This window comes from Rhodococcus sp. DK176 (assembly GCF_038447315.2).
GTDB lineage: Bacteria > Actinomycetota > Actinomycetes > Mycobacteriales > Mycobacteriaceae > Rhodococcus_F > Rhodococcus_F jostii_A.
The window spans coordinates 5,643,774-5,659,425 of the sequence record NZ_CP118321.2 but is presented as its reverse complement, the minus strand read 5'-3'; the positions used below and the strand labels follow the sequence as shown (position 1 = coordinate 5,659,425).

The following is a 15,652-nucleotide window of genomic DNA, read 5'->3' as shown; positions in this document are numbered from 1 at the left end:
TCGTTCCCATGGAACATGACCCGGGCGCGATGCTGCGACGCCAGGAGGCGTTGAACCGCGGCTACAGCGACGACGAGATCCGACGCCTGTACACGCGCGGCGAATGGCAGCGCATCGGCCGCGGCGCATATCTCTCCGCGTCGATGTACTCGGCGCTCGGCGAGGAGGAACGTCATCGCTTCCTCATCGACTCGACAGTTCACGCCGTGTCGGACGACGCGGTGCTCAGCCACCAATCCGCGGCCGTCGTGTACGGGCTGCCGTTGTGGAAGACGCCCCTCGACCGCGTGCACGTCACCAGAAACCGACGCGGAGGTGGCCGGATCAAGCGGCGGACCACGGTGCACTGCGCGCCCATCGGAGAGCACGTGGCAGTGGTGGACGGGCACTCGCTGACCCTCCCGGCGCGGACCGTGATCGACCTCGCGAGAACTCTGCCGTTCGAGCAGGCCGTCGTGTTGGGTGACGCGGCCGTCCGGAGGTTCGGCATCAGCCGAGCAGACCTGGACGCCGAACTCGCCCGTGCTGCGCGTCGTCACGGCGTCGATGCGGCGCGAAGGGTCTCCGCTTCGTGAGCGGGCGCAGCGAAAGCGTCGGTGAATCTCGAAGCCGGGTCATGTTGTCGAGTGCGGGGCTGCCCGCCCCGTCCCAGCAAGGCGAGGTGTTCGAACCCGGCGGGCGCCGAATCGGGCGCGTCGATTTCCACTTCGACGGCATCGTGCTCGGAGAAACCGACGGACGCGTCAAGTACGGACGGCTGCTGAAACCCGGGCAATCCCCCGGCGACGCTGTCTTCGCCGAGAAGCAACGTGAGGACGTGCTGCGCGACCTCGGATTCCAGGTGGTGCGGTGGACCTGGGACGACCTCGGGTCGCCGGGGCTGGTGGCAGAGCGTGTCCGTCGCGCGTTCGCCCGTGCCGGGTCGCCACGAGGCTGGGTGACGCAGGCGCCCCCTCCCGTCCGCCGAGCGGCTTACGGTGCGGTCGCTATAGCCGCACCCTTTCTCGGTTCACGCTGTACTTCTCGGGCTCGAAAAGCGGTGCGCGAACCGAGAAGTAGTGCGGCTACTCGCCGTCGTTCGGATTCGGCTTCGGGGTGGTCGGTTTCGGGCTTTCCGACGGGGCCGGCGAGGCGGCGGGGGTGCGCTCGTCGGGTTTGGGTGCAGGGGCGGGTGCCTCGCACTTGACGATCGGGACGGGGTCGTACCGGACGGTCCTGGTGTCCCGGGAGATTTCCTGGCCGGTGGCGTGATCGGAGATCACCCGGGTGTCGCTGGCGGTGAATCCCGGTGCGCCGCTGGAGGCGATGCAGTGATCGCCGGCGGGCAGGGTGACCGTGTCGGGCTCCGTCGGCTTGGTCCGGTTGCCGGTGATCGACTCGACGTCGACCGTCTTGGTTCCCCAGAACCTGATGGTCAGATCCGAGGCGCCGCCGATGGCCTGGATCATCACACCCGTCTGGCCGGTGTTGCGGAACTGCAGGTCGATGGCGCCTTCGAAGACGGTGGCCTCGCGCGCCTCGGGGTAGCGCGAGATGTAGTACGAGTGCTCGGTGTGCGCGACGTCCTCCATGCCGGCGAAGTACGCGGCGTTGTAGAGCGTCGTCGCCACCTGGCTCACACCGCCACCGACCGCGGTGTCCGGGCGACCGTTGTTGATGATGCCCGACTCCACATACCCCTGGGCCGTGCCGCGCGGGCCGGTGTACCCGTTGAGGGAGAACGTGTCGCCCGGCTTGACGAGCGCCCCGTTGATCTCGCTGGCGGCGAGCCGGATGTTGGTACCCGACGCCGCAGAGAAGCCGCCGGTCGTGAACTCGCCGATCACTTCCTTCACGCCGAGCGCCTGCGCGGCCTCCGTGGTGAGGGCGGGCGGGACAGGTCCGTACACCGCGGCGGTGGTGTGAGAACCGTTGCCGCGCAACAACTCGGGCAGCGTTTCCAACGTCTTGGGCCACTGCACCAGGTCGCCGACGACCGCGGGGACGACGGTGGGCGATCCGCCGTCGAGCGTGATCGTCGCGTCCTTCGGTGCGATCTCCGTCGAGACGAGTTGCGGCGCCAGGATGCCGATCGCCGCCTCGATGTTGTAGGTGGGCTTCAGCCCGCCGTTGCCGTCCGGTTCGAAGCCGACGATGGCACCGATCTGCTGACGCGCCGCGGTCGCGACCTTGCCGTCACGACCGGTCACCACCAGATCGGCGGAGGCAGCGGGCACCGCAACCTCGGCGAGCGCCCGCTGGACGCCTTCCTTCGTCACTGTCACGGGCACGACGTCGACGGGCAGTTCCACCGTCCGGCCGAACGCCCATTCCTCGGTCAACGCCGCCTCGGCGCCCTCCCCGTTCAGGTTCTGCCCGGTCGACGGGTCCACCGGCACCGGGGTCGGGCCCTCGAACACGACGGTCCCCTCACGGGACGCGCGATCGGTCTCGGTGCGGAGACCGTCGACGGCGGAGGCCAGTGCGGCCTCGTTGCGGGTCGACACCACACCGATCTCGTCGGTGGTGAAGAACGACGTGAGCCTCGTAAACGGGTTGAGTGGCTGCGAATCGGCCCGGTCGAGGGTGGCCTCCCAGTCGACACCGAGCCCGGCGGCCGACGGAACGAGTTGCGTCGACACGTCGCCGGCCGTCACCGTCAGCGGCTGATCGGCGCGCGGGCCGACCTGCGCCTGCAGAATGGCCTCAGCCTCCTCGCGAGACGAACCGCCCACGTCGACGCCTGCCACGGTCACCCCGCGCGGGACTTTTCCGGAGGACACCGCGAGGTCCGCGGCGTAGGCGATGCCGATCAGAGCGATCACACCACCGGTGACCGCGGCGATCTTCACCCAGGGAGCACGCGCAGGTTTGGTCGGTTCCGCGGACGGCTCGGCGGGCGCCGACGGTTCCGGCGCCGGCTGCGGCGGGATCTGCGCCGCGGCGGCCGGAGCCACCACGGTCGGCTCGTCCGCCGGTGTGGTGTACGCCTGCGTCGGCCCGGGAACGGGACCCGGCGGAATGGCGGGGATCACCTGCGTGACGTCCTCGTTCGCCGGGGGCTCCACCCACAACGGCGCGTCGGGAGCCTGCTCCTCGGAGCGTTCCCCGAGGTCACCGAGGTTCAGCTGCGTCGTCGGGGCGTCGTCGGCGTTCGGCTGTTCCGCCGGAGCGTCGGGAGCCGGAGCCTCGTCGGAAGCCGGAGCGTTCTCGGGAGCCGCAGCCTCGCCGGGAGCCGGGACCTCGTCCGGTTCCGGGGCGGGCGGGTCGGCCACGTTCTCGGGTTCGACGCTCTCGGCCGTCGCGGAAGGGTCCGGCGTCGACCGTTCGGGTGCCTTGCTCCCCTTGTCGCCGTCTTCGTCGTTCACCGTGGCCCTCTCACCGAGTTGTCCTTCGTGCGGGCCTCAGCTTGCCGTCGGTGCTCGTTGCATTTCAAGCGCGATCCGATCCGAGCGAGGCCCGGTCGAGACCCCCACGTCAGCGTACCGGCCGCCGGAAATGCAAGAGCCCCGCGCTGCTGCCAGGTCGGGGGTCAGGCAGCAACACGGGGCTGACAGGGATATCGCCAGCTAATCTCCAGCGTTACACCTGTCGGAAAAGATTTCGGGGATCCGGCCACCCCTCGTTGCCGGATCCCCGCTCGCACTGCGTGCACGCTGGCCTTTCCGGTCTCCCAGCTACCGGAAAGGCCAGTCGGATCACGCCTCTATGATTGCCGTCACACCCTGGCCGCCGGCGGCGCAAATCGAGATCAGGCCGCGGCCCGAGCCCTTCTCCGCCAGCATCTTGGCGAGCGACGCGACGATGCGTCCGCCGGTCGCGGCGAACGGGTGGCCCGCCGCCAGCGAGGACCCGTTGACGTTCAGCTTGCTGCGGTCGATGGACCCCAGTGCGCCGTCGAGGCCAAGGCGTTCCTTGCAGTACTCGTCCGATTCGAACGCCTGCAGCGTCGCCAGCACGACGGACGCGAACGCCTCGTGGATCTCGTAGAAGTCGAAATCCTGCAGGGTGAGGCCGTTGCGGGCCAGCAGGCGCGGGATGGCGTACGTCGGCGCCATCAGGAGCCCGTCCTTGCCGTGGATGTAGTCGACGGCCGCGGTCTCGGAGTCGACGAGATGCGCGAGCACCGGAAGCTTGCGCTCGGCGGCCCATTCGTCGGTGGACAGCAGGACCGCGGACGCGCCGTCGGTGAGTGGGGTGGAGTTGCCCGCCGTCATCGTGGCGTCGCCCGCCTTCACCCCGAAGACCGGCTTCAGCTTGGCCAGCTTCTCGGCGCTGGAGTCGGGCCGCAGGTTGTCGTCGCGGGTGAGCCCGAGGAACGGCGTCACCAGGTCGTCGAAGAATCCGCGGTCGTAGGCGGCGGCCATGTTCTGGTGGCTGGCGGCGGCCAGTGCGTCTTGATCCTCGCGGCGGACGCCGAATTCCTTGGCGGTGATGGCGGCGTGCTCGCCCATGGACAGCCCGGTGCGGGGCTCGCCGTTGCGGGGGATCTCGATGCCGAGCATGGACGGGCGGACGTTGCCGAGCAGTTTGATGCGGTCGCCGGTGCTCTTCGCGCGGTTCAGGGACAGCAGGAACTCGCGGAGTTCGTCGTTGACGCCGATCGGCGCGTCCGACGTGGTGTCGACACCGCCACCGACACCGGCCTCGATGCGGCCGGCCGCGATCGCGTCCCCGACGGCGACGATCGACTGCAGTCCGGTGCCGCAGGCCTGCTGCAGGTCGAAGGCCGGGGTGTACGGGCTGAGGGCGCTGCCCAGGACGCATTCGCGCATCAGGTTGAAGTCGCGGCTGTGCTTGAGCACGGCGCCGCCCGCGACGAGGCCCAGCTTTTCGCCCTGGAGGTTGAAGCGGCTCACGAGGCCGTCGAGGGTCGCGGTGAACATGTCCTGGTTGGACGCCTGCGCGTACTTCCGGTCCGAGCGGGCGAACGGAATGCGGTTTCCGCCGACGATCGCGACGGGACGCTGCTGCTTTCCGCCTGGCTTCGGCGCCGCTGCGGAGTTCGAATTGGTGCGAGCTTTGCTGGTCACTGACGTCTCCAAGGATCTGGTGCGATTACCTGTTGGCTACTATTCTTACTCAGGAGTAAGTTACTTGTCGACACCGCACTTCACTCGGTGCTCGGTGACTGACCGCCAAACGACGACAGAAGGTAGGACCGTGGCAGCCAGCAAGGGAGCTCCCGACCTCTATTCCCAGTTCCTCTCATCCGCACCCGGCGCGTTCATCGCCGCGAAAGCGGGACTGCCGCGACCCGAGAACCTGCGGCGATACAAGCACGGCGAACCGCCGCTCGCCGGCCCGGTCCTGATCGGCGGCAAGGGCCGTCTCGTCGAGCCGTTGCGCGAACTGCTGTCCGACTACCCCGCCGCGGGATCGGGTGACGACACGTACGGCGCTTTGGTGTTCGACGCCACCGGCATCGGTTCGGTCACCGAGCTCGAGCAGCTGTTCGAGTTCTTCCAGCCGGTCATCCGCAACCTCGCGCCGTCCGCGCGCGTCGTCGTCATCGGCACCACCCCCGAGGAGACGTCCGGCGTCGACGAGCACATCGCCCAGCGCGCGCTCGAGGGTTTCACCCGCAGCGTCGGCAAGGAGGTCAAGCGCGGCGCCACGGCTCAGCTCGTCTACGTCTCGCCGAAGGCATCCGCAGGAGTGTCGGGCCTCGAATCCACGCTGCGGTTCCTGCTGTCGGCCAAGTCCGCGTTCGTCAGCGGCCAGGTCATCCGGGTCGGCGCCGAGGATTCCGTCGCACCCGCCGACTGGGACAAGCCGCTCGACGGGAAGGTCGCCATCGTCACCGGTGCGGCCCGCGGCATCGGCGCGACCATCGCCGAGGTCCTCTCCCGCGACGGCGCGCACGTCATCTGCGCCGACATTCCGGCCGCCGGTGAGGCGTTGTCGGAGACCGCCAACAAGGTCGGCGGCACGTCCCTCGCCCTGGACGTGACCGCGGACGACGCTGCCGACAAGCTCGCCGAGTTCGTCCTCGAACGGCACGGCGGCGCGGACATCATCGTCCACAACGCCGGCATCACCCGCGACAAGACCCTCGCCAACATGGACGAGGGCCGCTGGAACATGGTGATCGGCGTCAACCTTCTTGCGCCGCAGCGCATCACCGACGTCCTCGTCGCCAAGGGTGCACTGAAGGAAGGCGGTCGCGTCATCGACGTCTCCTCCATCGCCGGCATCGCGGGCAACCGGGGTCAGACCAACTACGGCACCTCCAAGGCCGGTGTCATCGGACTCGTGCAGGCTTCCGCGCCGGTGCTCGCGGCGAAGAAGATCACGATCAACGCCGTCGCACCGGGCTTCATCGAGACGGCGATGACCGCGGCGATCCCCTTCGCCACCCGCGAGGCCGGACGTCGTATGAGCTCCCTGCTGCAGGGCGGCGAGACCGTCGACGTCGCCGAGACCGTCGCCTACTTCGCGAGCCCCGCGTCCAACGCCGTCACCGGACAGATCGTCCGCGTCTGCGGCCAGAGCCTGCTGGGGGCGTGATGTCCGGCAAGGTCGTGCAACTCACGGAGAAGCCGGGCACGCTCGACATCTACACCCGTGCCGTGCGCAGCGCGCTGCCGGTCATCGGCGCGAGCGGGCACAGTGCCCCGGACACGACGCTGGTCTTGAACGGGGTGGGCGTCGACCCCGACAACCTGGCGGCGTACGACCGGGTGACCGGACTGCGATTCGGCGACCACCTGCCGCTGACGTACCCGTTCACGCTGGTGTTCCCGGTCGTGATGAAGCTGATGGTGTCCGACGGTTTCCCCTTCCCCGCCATCGGTTCGGTGCACGCGGAGAACGTCATCGAACAGTTCCGTCCCATTTCGGTGATCGAGCCCCTGGATGTGTCGGTGCACGCGGAGAATCTGCGTGAGCACCGCAAGGGGCTTCTGATCGACGTGATCAGCGAGATCCGGGTCGGACGCGAACTGGTATGGAAGCAGACGTCGACGTTCCTGCGTCAGCAGAAGACGTCGCTGTCCGGTCGGCCCGGCCCCGAACCGAAGGCCGAGGAGGAGCCGCCGCGCCCGCTGCGAACGCTGCGGGTCGATCAGAAGACGATCGGCAAGTACGCCGCGGTGTCCGGTGACCGGAACCCGATTCACGTGTCGACGTTGGGCGCCAAGGCTTTCGGATTCCCGAAGACCATCGCGCACGGCATGTGGAGTGCGGCCGCCGTCCTCGGCTCGGTGGAGGGCCGGATCCCGGACGCCGTCACGTACAGCGTGCGCTTCGGCAAACCGATCCTGCTGCCGTCCACGCTGAACGTGTACGCCGATCAGACCGGCGACGGCTGGGATCTGTCGATCAAGCACCCGAAGAAGGGGTACCCGCACCTCACCGCGACACTGCGCTGACGCGGACGAACGGAACGCTCGTTCGATCTGATCGAACGAGCGTCCCGTTCACTCCGGCTTTTTCTTGCCCGCGAGGCCACGCCACGCCAGGGATTCCAGTAGATCGGCGGCGGCGTCGACCTCGATCTCGCCGCCGGCGACGCGGTCGGCCACCGCCTCACCCGCACCGACGAGGGCGATGGCGATCAGTTCGAAATCCTGTCCAGGCTCGGGATCCTTGGTGCTGGACTCGAGCAGGTGCGCGGTCAGCTCGATCAGCCGGTCGCGGCTCGACTGCACCGACCCCACGAACGCCTGCTGCCCCATCGCCTGGCGATACAGCACCATCCACGACTTGCGGTGCTTGCCCACGAACCCGAGAAACCCCTCGAGGGCCCGGCGCAGCTGTTCGCGCGGGCTCAACCCCGGATCGCCCGCCGGAGCGAGCGCCTCGACGAAGCGCAGGCCCTCGCGTTGGATGCACGCCGCGAACAGTTCGTCCTTGGAACCGTAGTAGAGGTACAGCATCGGCTTCGAGATTTCCGCCTTGGCCGCGATCGCGTCCATGGACGTTTCGTGAAAACCTCTGTCGGAGAAGACGTCGACAGCAGCGTCGAGCATCTGCTGCTCGCGCACTGCGCGCGGCAGTCGCTTGGTGCCGCCGGCCATTCGCCCTCCATCATCGTCGAACCCGCTATCTTACTCTACGGTAATAAAGCGGGCCCGACCGGCGGACGAGAAGAATACCAGCACCCGGTCGCGGACCGCGCACTAGCAGGCGAGGACGCCCTTGGCCCGCGCGACGGTCAGGACCGCCTCGTCGACACGCTGCTGCGGCAGCTTGCCCGAGGCCACAACGCTTTCGAGGTGATCGAGCACCCGCGGGACGTCGTCGGTGGTGAGCCACAGGGCGACATCGACACCGGATTCCAGCGCGGTCTCGACGGCGACGGTGATGTCGTACCGATCGGTGATCGCCTGCATGCCGCTGAGGTCGTCGGTGAAGATCGGTCCGGTGAACGGCGGCGCCCCGTATCCGGTGCCGCCGCGCAGCAGCGCCACCGCGTCGGGACTGATGCTGGCGGGAACCCCGGGCGCGGTCAGACCCGGCACCTCGAGGTGACCGAGCATGACGCCGACTCCCGTGGACACCAGGTTCCGGAACGGGACGAGGTCCTTCGTCTGCAACTGGTCGAGAGGCGGGGTGGTGACGGCCCCGGTGTGCGAGTCGCCGGACGCCGATCCATGGCCGGGGAAGTGCTTGATGACGGGCAGGATTCCCGCGTCCCGCATTCCGCGCGCGTACGCGTCCGCGTAGCGGGTGACGACGGCGGGATCGTCGGAGTAGGAGCGGTCGCCGATCACGCTGTCGTCGGGCTGACTGCTCACGTCCACGTCGGGGGCGAAGTTCACGGTGACACCGAGGTCCTTCAGTCCACGACCGCGCTCGAGCGCCATCTGGTACGTCTGCTCCTCCGTCATCGTGGCTGCGGTCTGCCGGGCGGACGGATCGGCTCCGAGCAGGTTCTCGACGCGCGACACGCGCCCACCCTCCTCGTCGATCGTCACCATCAGCGGCAGCGACGACGCCGACGCCACCTGGGGAATCTCACGGTTCGCGAGCATGGCCTCGTCGGTCCAGCTTCCGACGAAGATGCCGCCGATCTGCTCGTCACGGACCACCTGAGCCGCATCCGCGGTGCCGGTCACTCCCACGTTCAGCAGCTGAGCGAGCTTGCGCCGCAACGGCAAAGACTGCAGGAACTCCGTCTCGCACGACGCCGGCGCGGCTGCGGGCGCTGCGGTGCCGGTATGCGACGCCGGCTCGACGGAGGACGGCGACGGTGTCGTCGACGACGACTCCGCGACCGTCTCGCCACCACCCGACGAACATCCGGCGACGAGGCCGGTACAGGCAGCGAGCGCGAGTGCATACTTGATCCGCATGGGCTCGACGGTAGCCCAGTTCGCCGTCGGCGCCCCCGCGGCAGGTCCCGAATCGACGACCGCTGCCGCCCGTCTTGGTAATCTGGACACAGAGGAAGCCCGTACTCAGGAGGTCGTAGTGCCCGGTGGTTTGATGTTGATCGCCTACGACGGATCCGACAACGCCAAGCGTGCGGTGGAGTGCGCAGGTCGATTCCTCGCCTCCAATCGCGCTGTGCTGGTGACGGTGTGGGAGCCGATGGTCCGTCAGGCCGCGCGCATGTCGGGCCTGTCCGGTGTGATGCAACCCGAGTGGGTGCCCGACGAGGAGACCGAGGACGTCGCGTTCTCCGACGCCAAGGTCACCAACGAAGAGGGCGTCCAACTCGCCGAGGCCGCCGGACTTGCCACCGAGGGTCGCTGCATCGAATGCACCAGCACGATCTGGACGGCCATCGTCGAGACGTCCGACGAACTCGCGGTCGACATCATCGTCACCGGCACCCGCGGCACCACAGGCCTGCGGTCACTGCTGCAGAGCAGCGTCGCCGACCACGTGTTGCGCCACAGTCACCGCCCGGTGCTGATCGTGCCTCCCGGGAAGTAGTCCGGGCTCCCGACTACTGTCGGGTGACCATGGACGGCTTCCTTCTCTCCCGCGCCGACCGGACGTTGCGTACGTCCGGTGCGCGGCACGGGTACGACACCGCGGCAGCCGCTGTCGCGGCCCTCTCGAACGGTGACACCGAACTGATCGTCGGAGCGCTGCCGTTCGATCCCCAGCGTCCTGCCGCGCTGACCGCCCCGGAATCGTGGGAATTCACGGACGGCCCGTGGCGGCCCGGTGCCGTTCCCGACCTCCCGTCCGTACGCCTCACGCGGGAAATTCCCGACCCCACCGAGCACGTGGCCCGGGTGCGGTCCCTCGTCGACCGACTGCGCGAGGGCGCGCTCGGCAAGGTCGTCGCAGCCCGCAGCGTCACCCTCCGTGCCGACACCCCCATCTCCGCAGAAGCGTTGGCCGCGAGAATGATTCACCAGAATCCCACTGCCAACGGGTTCGCCGTCGACCTCTCCGCGGCCGGCGAGGGGTTCCGCAGCCACAGCCACGTCGGCGCCAGCCCCGAGGTGCTGCTCAGCCGACGCGGGCGACGCGTCACCTGCCGTCCCCTCGCCGGAACAGCCCCGCGGCGCGCCGATCCGGAGGCCGACGAGAAGGAAGGTCGCGGACTCCTGGAGTCCACGAAGAATCTGGCCGAGCACGCGTTCGTCACGGCCTGGATCAGAGACGTCCTGGCGCCGCTCTGCACCGAGTTGACCGTCCCGGACTCCCCGGTTCTGACGAGCACCCACGAGGTGTGGCATCTCGCGACCCCCATCGAAGGCGTGCTGCGCGACGCGTCGACCAGCGCTTTGAGCCTGGCCACCCGGTTGCACCCGACCCCCGCGGTGTGTGGCACCCCCACCGACCTCGCCCTCGCGACCATCCGGGACGTCGAGGAGGATCGGCGGTTCTACGGCGGCGCCGTCGGGTGGTGCGACGGCGACGGCGACGGCGACTGGGTGGTGGCCATCCGCTGCGCCGAGATCGCCGCGGACGGACTCGAGGCACTGGCGACGGCGGGCGGGGGCATCGTCGCCGAGTCCGACCCTGAGTCCGAACTCGACGAGACGACCACCAAACTGCGCACGCTGCTCCGGGCGCTCGGCGTGCAGCAGGGCCCGTGATCTGCAGAAACGGCGGCCCACGAGCACCAATCGGCAGTTCGGCGGCCCGCGGGTGATACCTTGACCCGAGCAATTCGTACGCGGGAGTAGCCGTGTGCGTCGATGGCACGACGGTGGGAGATGTCTGATGGGGAAGTTCCTTGTGCCCGGTGTGGTCAGCGCCGTGGTCGGTGTCGCTCTCGGCACCGTGGCGACGCTCGGCATCACCGCAGCCGCACAGGACAACACGCGTCCCGAGATCGACCGCAGCGGCAACGCGGATTCCTCGCTCCTGAACCAGGTTGAGTACGGCAGCCGCTGAGAGCGCCGGCTCAACAAGTTCCCGCACTTCCCCCGAGTCGGCGGCCATGTCGTCCATGGCGCCCTCGGCGGAGCCTCTGTCACGGCGGTGGCTGTTCGGCGCCTCTGTCGTAGCGTTTCTTCTCGCGTTTCTCCAAACCCCCGGTCGGCTCGCCGCTGACACCAAGTACGACCTGTCCCAGAATCCGATCGGATTCCTGGAACGGGCCGCGCATCAGTGGAGCAGCCAGGCCCCCATGGGTCAGGTGCAGAACCAGGCCTACGGCTACTTCTTTCCGCACGGCGCGTTCTTCGCGCTCGGCGACGTCCTGAGTGTCCCGCCGTGGATCACCCAGCGGATCTGGTGGGCCCTGCTGCTCGTCGCCGGATTCTGGGGCATCGTCCGTCTCGCCGAGGCGCTCGGCGTCGGCAGCCGCTCGTCCCGGATCATCGCGGGTGTCGCGTTCGCGTTCTCCCCCCGTGTCCTCACGACCCTCGGTTCGATCTCGTCGGAAACCCTCCCGATGATGCTGGCGCCGTGGGTCCTTCTTCCCGTAGTCGGCGCCCTCTCCCAGGTGAGTGACAAAGCGTCCCGGAACACACGGTGGCACTCACCTGCACGGCTGGCGGCCCAGTCGGCGCTCGCCGTCGCGTTGATGGGTGCCGTCAACGCCGTCGCGACCGTCGCCGCGTGCCTCGTCGCAGGTCTGTGGTGGATCGCGCACCGGCCCAACCGTCGGTGGTGGGTGTTCACCGCGTGGTGGTTCCCGTTCCTGGCGCTGGCCACGCTGTGGTGGATCGTGCCGCTGCTGCTGCTCGGCAAGGTGAGCCCACCGTTCCTCGACTACATCGAGTCGTCCGGGGTGACCACGCAGTGGACGTCCCTCGCCGAGATCCTCCGCGGCACCGACAGCTGGACGCCGTTCGTCTCCCCCGAGCGCATCGCAGGCGCGGTCCTCGTCACCCAGCCCGCCGCGGTCGCGGCGACCGGCCTGATCGCCGCCGCCGGGCTCGCCGGACTGTGCATGCGGTCGATGCCGGCCCGCGGCCGCCTCACCCTGATCCTGTTCGTCGGTGTCGCCGGACTTGCGGCCGGATACATCGGCGAACTGGGCTCCCCCTTCGCCGAGCAGGTGCGACTGTTCCTCGACTCCACCGGGGCGCCCCTCCGGAACGTCCACAAACTCGAGCCGCTCGTCCGACTGCCCCTCGTGCTCGGGCTGGCGCACCTGCTGGCGAAGGTGCCGCTGCCCGGGTCCGTGCCGGTCGCGCGGTGGCGCAGCGCGTTCGCGCACCCCGAGCGCGAACCGATGGTCGCGGTGACGAGCCTGGTGCTGGTCGCCCTCACCCTGGCGACGTCGCTGGCGTGGACGGGCAAGCTCGCACCGCGGGGCACATATTCCGAGGTCCCCGACTACTGGCAGCAGGCCGCCTCGTGGCTGGAGGACAACGCCGGCGGCACGAGCCCCGACGGTTCCGACGCGGAGCGGGCGCTCGTGGTGCCCGGCGCACCGTTCGGCAGCCAGCTCTGGGGTCTCACCCGCGACGAACCGATGCAGGCGCTGGCGTCCACGCCGTGGGCGTCCCGCGACGCCGTCCCGCTCACCCCGCCCGGCACCATCCGCGCCATGGACTCGATCCAGCGGCTCATCACGGACGGCCGTCCCTCGGACGGCATGGCGCAGACCCTGCTCGGCCAGGGCATCCACTACCTCGTCCTCCGCAACGACCTCGACCCCGAGACGTCGCGATCGACGCGCCCACTGCTCGCGCACCAGGCCGTCACCGGCTCGCCCGGATTCACGCAGGTCGCGGAGTTCGGCGAGGACATCGGTCCCGGCGACGTCGAAGGCCTGGTGATCGACAGCGACCTACGGCCCCGGTATCCGGCGATCGAGATCTTCGAGGTGTCGATGCCGGACGGTTCGCCGACGACGAGCGGGCCGTACACCGCGAACCTCGACGGCATCCCCCGCGTGCAGGGCGGGCCCGAATCGCTGCAACGCCTGCGGGAGAATGGCGCACTGCCCGGAGCCGGACCGGTGCTGCTGGCCGCGGACGCGACGCGCGCCGGACTGCCGGTCGACGACGTCACCGTCACGGACACGCCCCGGAACCGGGAAACCGACTACGGCCAGGTCGACAATCACAGTTCGGCACTGCGCACCCCGGACGACGCCCGCCGCACGTTCAATCTCGTCCCCGACTATCCGGTGGCGGACACCCCGCTGGTGGAGGGGCAGTGGGAGGGCGCGACGCTGAGCGTGTCGAGTGCGGCGTCCGACGCCACGCAACTCGGCGGCAGCTCCCCCGCCAGCAGCGCCGCCGCGACCGTCGACGGCGACCCGGCGACGGGCTGGTTCAGCAACGGCATCGAGCGGGCGCTGGGCCAGTGGCTCCAGATCGACTTCGACACCCCACTCACGAGTTCTCTGCTGCACATCACGACCAGCCCGGCCGCGATCGGCGCCCCCGTCCGCTGGATGGAGGTGTCGACCCCCAACGGCAGCACGGCCGTGAAGGTGGACGCCCCGGGCAAACCGATCGCCGTGTCCGTTCCCGGCGGTGTCACCCCGTGGGTGCGGATCACCGCGACCCGGACCGAGAACGGTTCCGCGGGAACACAGTTCGGCATCAGCGAGGTGTCGGTCGAGGACTTCTCCCAGCGTGACGCCCCGGTCACCGTGCCGATCCGGTACCGGACCGTGTTGCCTCCCACCCCCGAGGGCGCGTCCGTCTCGGGCTGGGATCTCAGCCAGGAACTCCCCGGCCGCAACTCGTGCGCCGAGTCCCCGGACCGCGTGCGGTGCAGTAACGCCTTCGTCCTGCCGCCCGAGGAGGTCGGCACGTTCGAGAGAACGTTGTCGGTGCCCGAACCCACCGCGGTCACACCGCAGCTCATGCTGCGGGCACGGCACGGCGCACCACTGGAAGAGCTTCTCACCCAGAAGGATTCACCGTCCGCCCACGGGACCAGCAACATCACCGACCTTCGCGGGTCGGCGTTCGCCGCCACCGACAACGATCCGCGCACCAGCTGGTCGGCGAAGCAGGACACCACCACCGGCAAGGGCGCGAAACCGACCCTCACGATCGACCTTCCCGAACCCACGCTGGTCACCGGCCTGCAACTGACGCCCAGCGCGGGCGCCGTGCCCGCCGCCCCCGACCGGGTCGCCGTCGACCTCGGGAACGGACCGCAGGTGCGCGACGTCGAGGACGACGGGACCGTGAGGGTCGAACCCCGGGTGACCGACCGGATCGTGCTCAGCCTCGTGTCCTGGAAGAGCACCCTCGATCAGAACGCGCTGGGTTTCGCCCAACTGCAGCCGACGGGCCTCGCCGAGGTCGGGGTGCTGGGCGAGGACGGCGTCCTGCTGCCCGGTTCGGGTCCGGCCGACGACGCCGGCGCCCGCCCGGTGACGGTGCCCTGCGAGGAGGGGCCGGTCGTGACGATCGGCGGGCAGCCGGTGCGGACGAGCGTCACGGCAACCGTCGGGCAAGTGCTCTCCGGCGGCCCGGTTCCCGCGACCGTCTGTGACACCCCCGGCCCCGTTCCGCTGGGAGCCGGCTCCCAGGACGTGACTGTCGACCCGGGGTCGGCGTTCTTCGTCGACAGTCTCCGCCTCGACGCCGGACCGCAGGCCCAGACCGTTCCGACCGAGCAGGTGTCGACCACCGCATGGACGGAGAACCACCGAGAACTCACGGTGCCCCGCTCGGACGCCGAACGCATCGTCGTCGTCCCCGAGAGCACCAACGTCGGCTGGGTGGCCACCGCACCGGACGGCAGCGAACTGACACCGATCGTCGTGGACGGCTGGCAGCAGGGGTGGATCCTGCCCGCGGGAACCGAGGGGACGGTGACCCTGGACTTCCCCACCGACCACTGGTACCGCCTGGGGATCTTCGGCGGTCTGCTGCTGCTGATTCCGCTGATCGCCGCCGCAGTGTGGCCGCGCCGTGCACGCGAGCGCGATCCCGGCCCGGCACCCCGGACCTGGGGCAGCGCTACGGTCGGGTGGCTGGGAATCCTCGCTGCCGCCACCGTGATCGGTGGTCCCGTCGGCGCGGCGACGACGGTAGTGGTGACGCTGCTGGCCGTGACCCTCGTCCGCCTACGCGGAGCCGCCACCACCGCGCGTGTGCTGGTGGGGGTCGCCGGAGCGTCGACGATGCTGGGCATGGCGATGCTCTCCACCGCCCCGTGGCGGGCACCCGGCGGATACGTGGGGCACTCGTTCCTCGTTCAGTTCCCGCTGCTGCTGGCGCTCGTCGCCACCGGGCTGGCCGTGCTGCCACTCGGACGGTCGGCGCTCCTGGCGCGCGCCTCCCAGCGCTTGACGGCGCGGCGGGCGGGTTCCTCCACCAACGCGTAGCTGGCCGAC

11 protein-coding genes are annotated in these 15,652 nt (G+C 69.5%); 7 read left to right on the top strand and 4 right to left on the bottom strand.

Annotation, left to right across the window (positions count from 1 at the left end; translation table 11 throughout):
• Nucleotides 1–8: 8 nt before the first annotated feature.
• Nucleotides 9–575 carry a hypothetical protein gene (locus PSR88_RS26480; protein ID WP_237724153.1) on the top strand — a complete coding sequence of 189 codons (567 nt, stop codon included), beginning with the start codon at nt 9–11 and terminating at the stop codon, nt 573–575.
• A 489-nt stretch (nt 576–1,064) separates the two neighbouring features.
• On the opposite strand, the gene PSR88_RS26475 is transcribed toward PSR88_RS26480, so the two are convergent.
• Both PSR88_RS26475 and PSR88_RS26470 read right to left on the bottom strand, forming a co-directional pair.
• A complete protein-coding gene (locus PSR88_RS26475) occupies nt 1,065–3,347 on the bottom strand; it encodes a VanW family protein (RefSeq protein WP_016883783.1) in 2,283 nt (760 codons plus the stop codon).
• 330 nt (nt 3,348–3,677) lie between these two features.
• Nucleotides 3,678–5,012 carry an acetyl-CoA C-acetyltransferase gene (locus tag PSR88_RS26470; RefSeq protein WP_011597409.1) on the bottom strand — a complete coding sequence of 445 codons (1,335 nt, stop codon included), beginning with the start codon at nt 5,010–5,012 and terminating at the stop codon, nt 3,678–3,680.
• 130 nt (nt 5,013–5,142) lie between these two features.
• Between PSR88_RS26470 and PSR88_RS26465 the strand changes: the two genes are divergently transcribed.
• The gene (locus PSR88_RS26465; protein WP_009478228.1) at nt 5,143–6,489 is read left to right on the top strand and encodes a 3-oxoacyl-ACP reductase; all 1,347 of its coding nucleotides are present in this window, start codon (nt 5,143–5,145) and stop codon (nt 6,487–6,489) included.
• Nucleotides 6,489–7,352 (top strand): MaoC/PaaZ C-terminal domain-containing protein, encoded by an 864-nt coding sequence (locus PSR88_RS26460; RefSeq protein WP_016883784.1) that lies wholly within the window; start codon nt 6,489–6,491, stop codon nt 7,350–7,352. The genes PSR88_RS26465 and PSR88_RS26460 overlap by 1 nt, the downstream gene beginning before the upstream one ends.
• Before the next feature lie 48 nt (nt 7,353–7,400).
• Here PSR88_RS26460 and PSR88_RS26455 read toward each other — a convergent pair whose 3' ends face one another.
• Together PSR88_RS26455 and PSR88_RS26450 are read right to left on the bottom strand one after the other, a co-directional pair.
• A complete protein-coding gene (locus PSR88_RS26455) occupies nt 7,401–8,000 on the bottom strand; it encodes a TetR/AcrR family transcriptional regulator (RefSeq protein WP_005243713.1) in 600 nt (199 codons plus the stop codon).
• Between the two features lie 102 nt (nt 8,001–8,102).
• Nucleotides 8,103–9,278, bottom strand: coding sequence for a glycoside hydrolase family 3 N-terminal domain-containing protein (locus PSR88_RS26450; RefSeq protein WP_016883785.1), 1,176 nt, complete (start codon nt 9,276–9,278; stop codon nt 8,103–8,105).
• A 118-nt stretch (nt 9,279–9,396) separates the two neighbouring features.
• On the opposite strand from PSR88_RS26450, the gene PSR88_RS26445 reads away from it, so the two are divergent.
• From PSR88_RS26445 to PSR88_RS26430, 4 genes are all read left to right on the top strand, one after another.
• Complete coding sequence (locus PSR88_RS26445; RefSeq protein ID WP_005243718.1) at nt 9,397–9,864, top strand: universal stress protein; 468 nt, start codon at nt 9,397–9,399, stop codon at nt 9,862–9,864.
• A gap of 29 nt (nt 9,865–9,893) precedes the next feature.
• Nucleotides 9,894–10,985: an isochorismate synthase MenF gene (locus tag PSR88_RS26440; RefSeq protein ID WP_029539567.1), complete on the top strand. Its 1,092-nt coding sequence runs from the start codon at nt 9,894–9,896 to the stop codon at nt 10,983–10,985.
• A 127-nt stretch (nt 10,986–11,112) separates the two neighbouring features.
• Complete coding sequence (locus PSR88_RS26435) at nt 11,113–11,286, top strand: DUF2613 domain-containing protein (protein ID WP_005258546.1); 174 nt, start codon at nt 11,113–11,115, stop codon at nt 11,284–11,286.
• Between the two features lie 46 nt (nt 11,287–11,332).
• Nucleotides 11,333–15,643, top strand: coding sequence for an alpha-(1->3)-arabinofuranosyltransferase family protein (locus tag PSR88_RS26430; protein WP_016883787.1), 4,311 nt, complete (start codon nt 11,333–11,335; stop codon nt 15,641–15,643).
• Nucleotides 15,644–15,652 lie beyond the last annotated feature (9 nt).

Excerpts from the sequence above, each read along its gene's own strand:
- PSR88_RS26480 (WP_237724153.1), top strand. The coding sequence starts at position 9 with ATGGAACATGACCCGGGCGCGATGCTGCGACGCCAGGAGGCGTTGAAC.
- PSR88_RS26460 (WP_016883784.1), top strand. The coding sequence starts at position 6,489 with ATGTCCGGCAAGGTCGTGCAACTCACGGAGAAGCCGGGCACGCTCGAC.
- PSR88_RS26455 (WP_005243713.1), bottom strand. The coding sequence starts at position 8,000 with ATGGCCGGCGGCACCAAGCGACTGCCGCGCGCAGTGCGCGAGCAGCAG.
- PSR88_RS26450 (WP_016883785.1), bottom strand. The coding sequence starts at position 9,278 with ATGCGGATCAAGTATGCACTCGCGCTCGCTGCCTGTACCGGCCTCGTC.
- PSR88_RS26440 (WP_029539567.1), top strand. The coding sequence starts at position 9,894 with ATGGACGGCTTCCTTCTCTCCCGCGCCGACCGGACGTTGCGTACGTCC.
- PSR88_RS26435 (WP_005258546.1), top strand. The coding sequence starts at position 11,113 with ATGGGGAAGTTCCTTGTGCCCGGTGTGGTCAGCGCCGTGGTCGGTGTC.
- PSR88_RS26430 (WP_016883787.1), top strand. The coding sequence starts at position 11,333 with ATGTCGTCCATGGCGCCCTCGGCGGAGCCTCTGTCACGGCGGTGGCTG.